The organism is Myxococcales bacterium (assembly GCA_016717005.1).
Taxonomy (GTDB): Bacteria; Myxococcota_A; Polyangia; order Haliangiales; family Haliangiaceae; genus UBA2376.
The window spans coordinates 614,352-626,246 of record JADJUF010000039.1 but is presented as its reverse complement, the minus strand read 5'-3'; the positions used below and the strand labels follow the sequence as shown (position 1 = coordinate 626,246).

Genomic DNA, 11,895 nt, shown 5'->3' with positions numbered 1-11,895 from the left:
GGCGCTGGGCTCGCCCGCCGGGCGGCGCGGCATCTTCGGCGGGCGCGGCGCTGGGCTCGACCGCCGGGCGTCGCGGCATCTTTGGCGGGCGCGGCGCGGGGCTCGACCGCCGGGCGTCGCGGCGGTTTCGGCGGGCGCGGCGCCGGCGGGGTGCGACGGGCGCGGCGCTTCCGGGGGCACAGCGCCGGCGATGGTGCGACGAGCGGCGCCCCGGCACGGCGCGCGCGCGCCGTGGACGTGTTACCCACGGGCTCATGAGCAAACGCCACATCGGCGCCACGGTCCCGACGCCTGTCATGCCCGGCTTCGTCAAGTCGGCGCTGGCCGCCCGGGCGCTGACCGACGCCTACCGCGCGCGGCCGAAGTACCAGCAGACCGAGTACCTGACCTGGATCGAGGCTGGCAAGCTCAACGACGAGAAGCGCAAGCGCCTGGCGCAGATGCTCGACGAGCTGGCCGCCGGCGACACGTTCCAGGGCGCGCCGTGGGCGCCACCGGCGCCGGTCGCGCCGGCCGCGAAGTAGCCCGCGCCGGTCAGCGATCGGCGCAGCAGCGGTAGTCGTACGCGTCGAGCACCGAGTGGGTCGAGGTGTCGTCGCACGAGGCGTACCCGCGCTTCTGGGCCACGCCGCCGCTCTCCTCGGCCACCCACTCCCACTCGGGCGTGCTGCCGGCCCCGTCGTTGGCCATGTCGACCAACCCCGCCGCGCACGCGCAGGCCTCGGCCCACTCGGCGTCGGTGCACAGCCGGGCGCCGTCGGCGGCGCAGGCGTCGCGCGCCGCGGTCCAGTCGATGTTGCCGCGCTCGGCGATGTCGACGCAGACCGGGCCGCCCGCGCAGGTCGGGACCATCCCGGACGGGCACGCCGCCAGGCCGTCGAGCTCGACCGCGTCGACGGCGGCGTCGATCGGCGCGCTCAGCTCGTCGTAGCCGATCCGGCCGCACGCGCCAGCGATCAGCAGCGCGAACGCGAGGCGAGCCGGGACGGTCACGATCGTCGATTCTACGCTGGCCGCCGGCGGCGCGTCGCGCAAAGTTCGCGGGAGCCTGGCGCCCAGCCCGTCGGGGGGCCGACGGGCGCGATCCCGTCCGCCTCACCGGAGGGCCTCGGCGGCGTACCCGACGGTGACCCGCCGACCCGAACGCGCCGAAACGCCGACAGCGTGCCCGGTGTGACCCGCGGGCCGGAACGCGGACGGCGTGACCGGACGGCGTGAGCCGACGGCGTGACCGGGCCCGAAAATGCGTTCGGCGGCCGTAACCGGCCGCCGAGTGTGGTGTGTCCCCTTCGAAGGTTCGCGAGTCGCAGGCACCGGATCCATGCACACGTCGCCGTGTACCTGGCTGCCTCTCTTGGAGCTCACTGCTCTCGAGTGTTGTAAGAACCGTCGTATCGGCGCTTTTGGTTACGCCGCTCCCATCATTGCCTCGCCATTTCTGACGGACCGAGATGGTCTTCCGTGCGGTTCCGTTCGCCCGTTCTTCCAAAGAAGCCGGGGTCATCCTCGTGTGCGCTTCGCTCTCCTCCAGAGTTGGTCGTGTCCGCGTCGGCCCGTTCGCTTGCGTTCCCGGGCGCCTTCCATGGGGTCTGGTTCCTCTTCGCGACGTCGATCCAGCGAGTCCACTTGCCGACGAGCATCCCAGGCTCGTCTACGTTCCGCCCACAGCGTTTCGCACGCTCTCGACGGCTTCCTCCTCGCTCGATCTTGCAGATCTATTTCACTCTGCTGCCACGTCCAGGATTTCGCGTCGGGGTTGCTCCCCCGGCCAAGCTGCACCACCTCGTCGGTGGCCATGCCCTCGCGCCGTTGGCGCCGCGTCTCTGTCGCCGGTTACCCGACGACGCCAAGCCGCGTCGCGTCGACCTCAGGGCCTTGTTCCAGGCCGGGATCCGGTGCGCAAGCCCGAGCGGTTAGCCCGGGTGTCGTGCCCGTGTCCCTTCGCGTTTGTCTCCTTCGGACTCTAGCTGCCGACCTTGCCCCGGCGATGAACCGCGGCTCCACCCTCGACCTTCTCGCGCGCCGCTCACGTGCTGCGCGCGCTGGCCCTGGCGTATCGATCGACCGACAGCGTCGATGCTCTATCTCTAGATCACCCTTCCGTTCGAGATTTGCGGCCTGCTGTCGCCCCCGGTTGCCCGGTGACCCCAGCGAGGCCCACCACGCTCGAGCGGTCCGTTACGACCGCCGAACGGAGCGGTGTATTGCAGTCGATGTGCCAGGTCCGAGCGACGCGCAACCGCGCAGATCTTCGTCGGTGCCGCGCGACCGCACCGTCGCCGCTCCCGACACGTCTGTGGATAAGCTCTGGAGTGCGTGTGCGTGGGGGCGGCGCTCCCGTCAGCGCCGCAGGCCCTTGGCCGCCGACTGTCCGCGGCGGCGACAGTGTCGGGAGCAACGACACGCGCCGCGGTCCCGAGCGGGACGCAGGTCCCAACATCCGGCGGCGCGATCGGCTCGACGCCCGGCGCGATCTGGGCGTACGTTCCTGCCGTGATGAGTATCCGAACCCTGTTGCCGGTCCTCCTGCTCACGGCCGCTTGCGGCAGCGCCGCCGAGGAGGGCGCCAAGGAAGCCAAGCGCGAGGCCGACGTGGAGCGCGCCAAGGCGGCGGCCGCGGTCAAGCCGGTCGATCGCGTCAAGGCGCCGGTGCCCCAGGGCACCCGCCTCACCTGCGCCCAGGTGATGGACCCGACGGTCTACACGGAGGCGCTCGGTGAGCTCGACCCGCTGACGGTCCGGGACTCGACCGGCGCGATGGCCGACGCCACCGTGTCGTGCTCGCTCATCCGCGGCGGCGTGCGCCCCGACGCCAAGGCCCAGGACAAGCTGCTCAAGAAGAACGGTCGCCTCGGCGTGCTGCCCGGCGACGAGATCTGCAACGTCACCCTCTACTGCTGGGTGATCGAGGAAGAGGCCAAGTTCAAGGATCGGTGCCGCGCCACCCCGACCGAGATGCGCAGCCCCGACGAGGGCAACACCGGCGGCTTCGCCTGCAAGGAGACCCGTCAGAGCGGCGAGTTCGACATCGACTCGTTCCGGTTCTACGACACCGACACCAAGTGCGTGATCGGCGTCCGCGGCGGCCCGAGCATGAGCGACAACGACAAGATCGCGGCGTGCGCCCGGGCCGCGCGCGACTCGATCGGCCCCGAGCACATCAAGCCCGACGCGTCGCCCCGTTACGACGACGCGCCGGTCGCGCCGCCGACGCCCTGAGCCTCCCGGGCGGCCTGCGCCGGGGTACCCCGTCGGGCGCGAGCCGCCGCGACGCAGCTCCCCGACGCGAGCCTCCGGTCGCGTGGACGTGCGCTCGGTCGAAGCGGCTCGCAGCCCTGAGGCGATCGCGCGGGGTGAAAGCCGCCGCGTCGGGGTTGCCGCGGGTCTCGCCCGCCCGTACGGTCGCCGGCGGAGGAACTCATGCACGCACGCTCACTCCGTCCGTGGCTGGTCGGGCTCGCGCTCCTGTGCGCGGCGCCGCTGGCCGCGCAGCCGGCCCCCCCCGCCGCCAAGCGGGCCCCGCCGCCCGCGACCGATCCCGTCATCGTCCACGAGAAGTACGTCCTGCCCAACGGGCTCGAGGTCATCCTCGCGCCCGACTCGACGGTGCCGCTGGTCGCGGTCAACGTCTGGTACCACGTCGGCAGCGGCTACGAGGTGCCGGGCAAGACCGGCTTCGCGCACCTGTTCGAGCACATGCTGTTCCAGGGCTCGAAGAACGTCGGCGAGGACCGCCACTTCGACGTGCTCAAGAACATCGGCGCGGGCGAGGTCAACGGCACGACCAACCCCGACCGCACGAACTACTACGAGCTGGTGCCGTCGAACCAGCTCGAGACCGCGCTGTGGCTCGAGAGCGATCGCATGAGCCACCTGCTCGAGCTGCTCACCCAGAAGAGCCTCGACAACCAGATCGAGGTGGTGCGCAACGAGCGCCGCCAGCGCTACGACAACGTGCCCTACGGCAAGGCCCGGTTCGCGCTGTACGAGGCGATGTACCCCGAGGGCCACCCGTACCGCTACCTGACGATCGGCCGCCACGAGGACCTGGCCGGCGCGTCGCTCGACGACGTCAAGAACTTCTGGAAGACCTGGTACGTCCCCGCCAACGCCACGCTGGCGATCGTCGGCGACTTCGATCCCGCCAAGGTCAAGCCGGTCGTCGCCAAGTGGTTCGGCTCGCTGCCGCCGTCGACCAAGCCCGCGGTCGTGGCGGTGCCGGCGCCGACCCCGCGAGCCGAGCGCCGCGAGGTCACGGACAGCTTCGCCAAGCTGCGCCAGATCACCTGGGCGTTCCAGGCGCCGGCCAACTTCGGCGCCGGCGACGCCGAGCTCGACATCCTGGCCAACGCGCTGGGCGATCGCGGCACCGGCCGCCTCTACAAGATCCTGGTGCACGAGCGCCAGCTGGCGCAGAGCGTGAGCGTCTACCAGAACGGCTCGCAGTTCTCCGGCATGTTCGTCGTCTCGGTCACCGCCCAGAGCGGCGCCGACCTGAGCGAGATCGAGCGCGTCGTGCGGGCCGAGCTGGCGCGCGTGGCGGTCGACCCGCTGACCGAGCGCGAGGTGCGGCGCGCGGTCACCGGGTTCGAGGCCACCGTCGTCTGGGGGCTCGAGGGCCTCATGGCCCGCGCCAACGTCCTCCAGTCCTTCAACCACTACCTGGGTGCCCCCGACCGCCTGACCTGGAGCCTCGACCGCTACCGCCAGGCGACGCCCGACGCCATCCGCACCGTCGCGGCGCGCGTGCTCGACCTCGAGCGCGCGGTCGTGATCGTCACCACCCCCGGAGGTGGCAAATGAACCGCACCAGCCGCGTCGCCGCGAGCTCGCTCGCGACCCTCGTCATCAGCCTCGCCAGCGCGTGCTGCCCGGCCCCGGCCGCCAAGGCCGTCACGCCGACGCCGCCCCCGGTCGCCGACGTCACGCCCCCTTCGCCGCCCCCGGAACCACCCATGCCGCCGCCGCCGCCGATCCCGACCCAGACCGCCGCGCCGCAGGACCTGGCGTTCCCCGACGAGCCGTTCCGGGCCAGCCAGCCGGTGGCGGGGCCGCCGCGGCCGTTCCAGCTGCCGAAGGTCCAGACCTTCAAGCTGGCGAACGGCATCCAGGTCTACCTGGTCGAGCAGCACACGCTGCCGATCGTCAGCCTCGATCTGACGTTCGACGGTGGCGCCGAGAACGACCCGGTCGGCAAGGAGGGGCTGGCGTCGGTGTGCATGTCGCTGATGAGCGACGGCACCGAGGCCCTCGACAAGATCGGCCTGGCCGAGGCGCTGGCCGACACCGCCTCGAGCGTCAGCTCGTACGCCGGCAGCGACACGCAGGGCCTGTCGATGTCGACCTTGTCCAAGCACCTCGACGCCACCTTCGGGCTGTTCGTCGACACCCTGCGCACGCCCGGCTTCCGCGCCGACGAGTTCGACCGCGCGATCAAGCGTCGGCTCGAGGGCCTCAAGCAGGCCCGCGGCTCCGCCGACGCGGTGGCGTCGCGCGTGGGCGGCCCGGTCCTGTACGGCGCCGCGCACCCGTTCGGGCGCATCGTCACCGAGGCGTCGCTCGGCAAGCTGACCGTCGACGACTGCAAGGCCCACCACGCCAAGTTCGTGCGCCCTGGCGGCGCGCAGCTGTTCGTCGTCGGCGACCTCACCGCCGACCAGGTCCGCGCGCGCTTCGCCGACGGCCGGCTGGCCGCCTGGAAGGGCAAGGTCCCGGCCCGGGCGAAGCTGCCCGCGCCGAAGCCGGCCGGGGCCCGGATCGTGTTCGTCGACATGCCCGGCGCCGCCCAGTCCCAGGTCGGGCTGTCGTACTTCGGCCCCAAGCGGACCGCGCCCGACTACTTCCCGACCTCGATCATGGCGTCGATCTTCGGCGGCGGCTTCACCAGCCGGCTCAACATGAACCTGCGCGAGGACAAGGGCTACTCGTACGGCGCCCGCGGCGGCGTCAGCTACAACCGCGACTACGGCGTCATCGCCGCCGGCACGTCGGTCCGCAGCGACGCCACCTACCAGACGCTGCTCGAGATCGTCCGCGAGCTGCGCGAGCTCAGGTCGGGCAAGCGGCCGCCGACCGACGAGGAGCTGACCCGCGAGAAGGCCAGCGCCGTGCTGGGCATGCCGAGCCGGTTCGCGACCGCCGGCGCCGCGCTCGGCATGTTCCGCGCGCTGGTCTACTACCGGCTCCCGCTCGACTACTGGGGCAGCTACGTCGGCAAGGTCGGCAAGGTCGCCCAGGCCGACGTGGTCAAGGCCGCGGCCCGGTACCTCGACGACACCAAGGCGGTCTACCTGGTCGTCGGCGACGCGACCGCGCCGATGATCGTGCGCGACGGCGCCACCGACAAGCCGCTGATGCGGGGCGACAAGCAGCTGACGCTGCGCGAGGCCCTCGAGCTGCTCGTCGCCGACGGCACGCTCGGGCCGGGCGGGCTGCTGGTGCTCGACGCCGACGGCCAGCCGGTGCCGTGATCCGGATCGCGCGCGGCCGGCCGGGCCCGCGCATCCGCGACGGCGCGTGGTAGCCTGACCCGATGAGGGCCACGCTCTGGATCGCTGCGATCCTGGCCGCGGGCGCCTGCGAGTTTCGCGGGACCGCCACCGACCCCGACGCCGCGCCCCGGCCCGACGGCGGCGGCGACGCGGCCGGCCCCGACGGCGACGGCGACGGCGTCCCCGACGCGGTCGACGTGTGCCCGACGGTGTCCGACCCCGACCAGCACGACGAGGACGGCGACGGCGTCGGCGACGCCTGCGACAACTGCCCGACCGTCGCCAACCCCGATCAGGCCAACGTCGGCGAGACCGACGCCGGGGTCGCCGTCGACGAGGCCGGCGACGCGTGCGATCCGTTCCCGAGCGCCGCCGGCAACGACATCGTGCTGTTCGATGGCTTCGCCGGTCGGCGGGCGCTGTGGACCGTCGACAGCGGGACCTGGGTCTTCGGGGATGACGCCGTGACCGCGACGGATGCCGGCGCGGTCGCGCGGCTGTACTGGGCCGGCGACCAGCTGGGCGCCGGGGTGGTCGAGGTGGTCGGCCGCCTGGCGAACCCGTCACCGGGCGGCGACAGCGTCGGGGTCCTGGCGCAGTGGACCCCGACCGTCGACGCCGGCGGCGTGCGCACGACCTGGGACTCGGGCTACCTGTGCCAGGTCTACGACGCCCCGACCGCGAACCTGCAGGCCAACCTGTTCTTGCTCCAGGGCGCCACGATCGTCGGGGCCGGCACGACCGCGCTGCCGACCGCGTCCCCGTCGCTGGTCGTGGGTCCGCGCTGGCGCCTCGTGCACACCGCGGTGCCGTCGGCGCGGTCGTGCGCCGCGCGAGCTGACGACGGCACCAGCCTCGTGACCACGCCGACGTCGAACACCGCTGTGGTCCAGGGGCGGGTCGGGCTACGATCGGGGTACGCGGAGGCTCGCTTCGAGAGCATCATCGTCTACGCCGCGCCGTGAGTCGATGTGCTCTGTTTGTCTACCCGTGTGAGATCGCTCGCGAAGTCTGGCCCCCGCCACCCGATCGCTACCCCGGTTTGAAATTGGATCAGCGGCGACTTCCTGCGAGACTCTCTGTTGGGATCGCGTCCTTCGACGTGACCTGGACTACCCATGGACCCAACTCGCCGCCACCGTCCTTCGCCGCGCCAGGGTGACCGTCACCGCCGCGGCAGCGCCATGATCGTCGCGCTGATCGCGCTCACCGGGCTGGTCACGCTCGGGAGCCTCACCGTGATGTCGATCCAGGGCGGCATCACCGCCGTCGGACAGGATCGCTCGAAGTCGGTCGCGCTCTACATCGCCGAGTCGGGCGCGGCCGCCGGCGCCGACTACCTGCGCAAGAACATCCAGAACGTCACGTTCTTCAGCGATCTCGTCGAGCCCAACAACGTCAACCCGCAGAAGCCCACGGGCATCGCCGGCAACGGCGCGCGCCCCGGCCAGTCCGGCAACATGTTCTCGCTCGACCAGAACGCCTGGTACGAGGTCGAGATCCTCAACAACGTCGAGGACGGCGGGCTCGCGGCCGGCGACGACACCGACAAGGCCGTCGTGATCCGGTCGACCGGCCACGGCCCCGGCGGCGCCACCGCGCAGGTCGAGTGGTACATCGCGGCCGACGCGATCACCGGCCTCGGTCGGCCGTGTCCCAGCTACGGCCAGAAGGGCATGTCCGAGGACGGCGCCGGCCGCAACGACTGCCTCACGACCGTGGTGTCGACCGACGTCGCGACCTACTCGCCGGGGACCCCGTGACCATGTCCGTCCATCGCCCGTACAGGAGCCCTACCATGCGCGCCAACCCGATCTCTCGGACGGTCGCCGCGGTCGCCGCGGTGACGCTCGCGGTCAGCCCTGCGTACGCGGACGTGACCAACTGCCCGCAGACCTCGCCGACCACCGGCTGGGCGGGCGCGTCGCTCGACACCGGCACGGTCAAGAACGGCATCGTCTACGACAGCACCGGCGCCCGCCTGCAGCTGCAGAACGGCACCGGTCAGTTCCGGTCGACCTCGCTCGGCATCAGCGATCACTCGGTCTTCGCCGCCGTCGGCGACTTCGACCACGACGGCTGGGCCGACTTCGCCGGGGCGGCCGAGACCGACTCGTGGCTGCGCATCTACCGCAACCGGACCTTCGACAACCCCGCGCCTGACTGGAACGACGTCAACGCGGTGCGCACGCCCTCGTTCCCGACCGTGCGGGAGCTGATCGCGCCGACCTCCGGCGGCACCGCGGTCCGCCGTCGGCCGGTCGCGGTCGGCGACTTCAACGGCGACGGCTGGGACGACGTCTTCATCGCCGAGCACCGCAGCTCGTCGGGCCTCGACTTCGCGCCCTACAGCGCCAAGCTGTTCCTCAACCAGGCCTCGAACGACGGCTCGGGCAACCCGCGCTTCAACGCCGCCTACGACGCGATGTACAACTCGACCGCGCTGACCTCGCTCGGCATGCAGCCGTGGGGCGGCAGCACCGTCCAGGTCCTCGACTACAACGGCGATCGCAAGCTCGACCTGCTCTACGGCTCGGGCGACAGCGGCGGCACGCTCCGGGTGTTCCTCAACAACTGCACGCTGGCCACGGTCGCGAACCCGCCGGCGCCGCCGGCGCCGCTGCCGTGCTCGACCTCGCCCAAGTTCGTGTACTCCTCGGTGCTGATCACCAGCATGGGCATGGGCGCCTCGGGCACCGCCCGGTCCCCGGTGTTCTCCTACAGCGACATCGACGGCGACGGCTTCCTCGACCTCGTGGCGGGGTCGCCGGCCTGCTGCAGCACCGCGGGCGATCGCCTGCGGATCTGGAAGGGCCAGTCCGGCGGCGGCCTGGCGTCGACCTCGCAGTCGGTCACGTTCCAGGGCGGCGCCACGGTCGTGTTCCTCCACGACTTCTCCGGCGACGGCAAGGTCGATCTGGTCGTCGGCACCGACAACTTCAACTACAACGCCAACCACGGCGGCGACTCGTTCTACTGGGTCAACAACGGCACGGCGACGCCGTTCTCCGACACGCCGATGCAGCTCACGACCCACGACGACACGACGCTGATCGACTACGACGTCGGCTTCATGTTCGACTACGACCACGATCCGTCGGGCACGATGGACCTGATGATCGCCGACGGTAACCACACCGGCAGCTTCTTCATCCAGGCCAACCGCGTCGCCGCCAGCTACGTCGAGTGCGGCACCGCGGCCTCGGGCGTGGTCGACCTCGGCGCGCTGTCGTCGACTGAGATGGTCGTCACCGCCGCCCGCATCCACCCGACCTACTCGCTCAACGGCGGCTCGATCGCCTTCTACCTGTCCAACGAGACCCCGGAGAACTGGGTGCTGGCGACCGCCTGCCCGGACACGTCGGGCGACCTGTGCGTGAGCTTCCCGCACCCGGTCGGGCGCGACGTGCGGTGGAAGGTCGAGATGTGCTCGAACTCGTTCCACACGCAGACGCCGATCTTGACCAACGTCTCGGCGACGTTCGACTACACCGCGGCCCGCGAGCACTTCCGCGCCGGCGTGATCGTCAGCGACGGCGTCGCCTACCTGGGCGGCTTCCGCCAGCCCGGCGATCGCGGCCACCTGTTCGCGGTCAACGCCGGCCTGTCGCAGACCTACTGGGACGCGACCGACTCGATCGACGGCGTGTCCGACTCGGCGCGCAAGATCTACACGAGCAACACCAGCGGCACGTCGCGCCTCGACTTCACGACCAGCAACGCGTCGAACACCTCGCTGATCGCGACGATGGGCGCGGCCGACGGGGCGCAGGTCGCCACCGTGGTCGACTGGGTCCGGAGCGCGCGGTTCGGCGTCGGCAACGACGGCATCAACAAGAGCCGGGTCGGCGCCATCGAGAACTCGACCCCGGCGGTCCTGACCAAGCCCGGCTTCCCGATCTGGTACGTCTACGCCGGCGCCGCCGACAAGCTGCGCCACCAGAGCTTCCAGACCGCCCAGGCCGCCCGCCGCAACCTGATCCTGTTCGGCTCGAAGGACGGCATGATCCACGCCGTCCAGACCATGCCGACCGCGATGACCACGTCGCCGAGCGGCACCGAGGCCTGGGCGTTCGTCCCGCCCAAGGTCGCGTCGGGGATGATCGCCGACTACACCAGCAGCGTCAGCGCCGGGATCACGCAGATCGGCTCGTACCCCGACGGCTCGCCGACGGTCGCCGACTACCGCAAGGCCGACGGCAACTTCGCCACCGCCGTGGTCATGTCGAGCGGCGCCGGCGGCAAGAGCCTGATGGCGCTCGACGTCACCAGCACGATCAGCGCGAGCGGCACGGTCACCGGGCCGACCCCGATGTGGACGGTCGTGCCGGGCGAGGCCGACGCCGGCCAGGGCTTCTCGAAGCCGGCGGTCGCGCGCGTGCTGCTCAACGGCGTCGAGAAGTTCATCGCGGTCGCCGCCACCGGCATCGGCTACGACAACCCGACCGCGCCGTTCACCAAGGGCCGCATCGTCAGCGCCTACGACATGGCCACGGGGCGGCTGCTGTGGAAGTTCCAGGCGAAGTGCGCGATCACCAGCGACATCGCCACGTTCGAGACCGACGACGACCTCGAGCAGGGCGCGCCGACGTTCAACGGCTACGCCGATCGCGCGGTCTTCGCTGACGCCTGCGGCTACGTCTACAAGGTCGAGCCGGGGCGCGATCTCGACGGCGCCTGGAACGACAACACCGGCCTCGGCGCGATCGCGGTCGACGGCGCCACCACGACCCAGCCCGACGGCAGCCTGGTCACGACGCCGCAGTACGCGTTGTTCTCGTCGAAGCTCACCTCGGGCGCGCTCGCCGCCGAGAGCCCGATCGCGGGCACGCTGGCGGTCCGGTCGGACTCGACGACCCGGGTCGTCCTGTTCTTCGGCACCGGCGGGCTCGAGAGCCACGCGGTGACCGAGGCCAACGAGTTCTACGGGATCTACGCCGACACCGGTGAGATCCGCTCGAAGATGACCGGCGCCTGCGCCGGCAGCATGTGCGAGAAGTTCTACGGCGGCGCGGTGGTGACCACCCAGCAGGTGATCTTCACCCGCACCACCGACCCGGCGGTCGGGACGTCGACCTGTGACACCGGCTCCACCAAGGTGGCGGCGGTGTCGCTCGAGGCCGGCTCCGGCGACGCGTTCGCGGTCGACTTCACCCAGGACATCGCGTCGGCGGTCATGGGCGCGCTCTACGGCGACGCCGGGGCCCTGTACTTCGCGACCCTGGCCGGCGACGTGTCGCGCATCGGCACGCCGCGCTCGGCCGACGCCGGCGGTGACTCGGCCTCGACGACGATCAGCCCGTTCGGGCAGGGCAACGAGTCGGCCACGGTCGGCACCGTCGGCACCAACACCCCGCTGACGCTCCTGGGCTGGCGTCAGGTCTACTAGCGCAAGGATCGAGCG

At 71.5% G+C, this 11,895-nt stretch carries 7 protein-coding genes and 1 pseudogene; 7 read left to right on the top strand and 1 reads right to left on the bottom strand.

The genetic code is table 11. The annotated features are described in order from the left end of the window. The first annotated feature begins 296 nt into the window (after nt 1–296). Complete coding sequence (locus IPL61_33630; GenBank protein ID MBK9036131.1) at nt 297–524, top strand: YdeI/OmpD-associated family protein; 228 nt, start codon at nt 297–299, stop codon at nt 522–524. 10 nt (nt 525–534) lie between these two features. Here IPL61_33630 and IPL61_33625 read toward each other — a convergent pair whose 3' ends face one another. After that, nucleotides 535–993, bottom strand: a complete 459-nt coding sequence (locus IPL61_33625; protein ID MBK9036130.1) for a hypothetical protein — start codon at nt 991–993, stop codon at nt 535–537. 1,503 nt (nt 994–2,496) lie between these two features. Between IPL61_33625 and IPL61_33620 the strand changes: the two genes are divergently transcribed. From IPL61_33620 to IPL61_33595, 6 genes and pseudogenes are all read left to right on the top strand, one after another. Further along, nucleotides 2,497–3,219, top strand: coding sequence for a hypothetical protein (locus IPL61_33620; protein ID MBK9036129.1), 723 nt, complete (start codon nt 2,497–2,499; stop codon nt 3,217–3,219). 201 nt (nt 3,220–3,420) lie between these two features. Then, on the top strand, nt 3,421–4,803 hold the full coding sequence (locus IPL61_33615; GenBank protein ID MBK9036128.1) for an insulinase family protein: 1,383 nt from the start codon (nt 3,421–3,423) through the stop codon (nt 4,801–4,803). Next, nucleotides 4,800–6,470: an insulinase family protein gene (locus IPL61_33610; protein ID MBK9036127.1), complete on the top strand. Its 1,671-nt coding sequence runs from the start codon at nt 4,800–4,802 to the stop codon at nt 6,468–6,470. The genes IPL61_33615 and IPL61_33610 overlap by 4 nt, the downstream gene beginning before the upstream one ends. A 62-nt stretch (nt 6,471–6,532) precedes the next feature. After that, a pseudogene (locus IPL61_33605) lies at nt 6,533–6,793 on the top strand (thrombospondin type 3 repeat-containing protein). 882 nt (nt 6,794–7,675) lie between these two features. Further along, nucleotides 7,676–8,254: a hypothetical protein gene (locus tag IPL61_33600; GenBank protein MBK9036126.1), complete on the top strand. Its 579-nt coding sequence runs from the start codon at nt 7,676–7,678 to the stop codon at nt 8,252–8,254. Between the two features lie 35 nt (nt 8,255–8,289). Next, the gene (locus IPL61_33595; GenBank protein ID MBK9036125.1) at nt 8,290–11,880 is read left to right on the top strand and encodes a VCBS repeat-containing protein; all 3,591 of its coding nucleotides are present in this window, start codon (nt 8,290–8,292) and stop codon (nt 11,878–11,880) included. Nucleotides 11,881–11,895 lie beyond the last annotated feature (15 nt).

Coding starts and splice junctions, on each gene's coding strand:
- IPL61_33630 (MBK9036131.1), top strand. CDS start 297: ATGCCCGGCTTCGTCAAGTCGGCGCTGGCCGCCCGGGCGCTGACCGAC.
- IPL61_33620 (MBK9036129.1), top strand. CDS start 2,497: ATGAGTATCCGAACCCTGTTGCCGGTCCTCCTGCTCACGGCCGCTTGC.
- IPL61_33615 (MBK9036128.1), top strand. CDS start 3,421: ATGCACGCACGCTCACTCCGTCCGTGGCTGGTCGGGCTCGCGCTCCTG.
- IPL61_33610 (MBK9036127.1), top strand. CDS start 4,800: ATGAACCGCACCAGCCGCGTCGCCGCGAGCTCGCTCGCGACCCTCGTC.
- IPL61_33600 (MBK9036126.1), top strand. CDS start 7,676: ATGATCGTCGCGCTGATCGCGCTCACCGGGCTGGTCACGCTCGGGAGC.
- IPL61_33595 (MBK9036125.1), top strand. CDS start 8,290: ATGCGCGCCAACCCGATCTCTCGGACGGTCGCCGCGGTCGCCGCGGTG.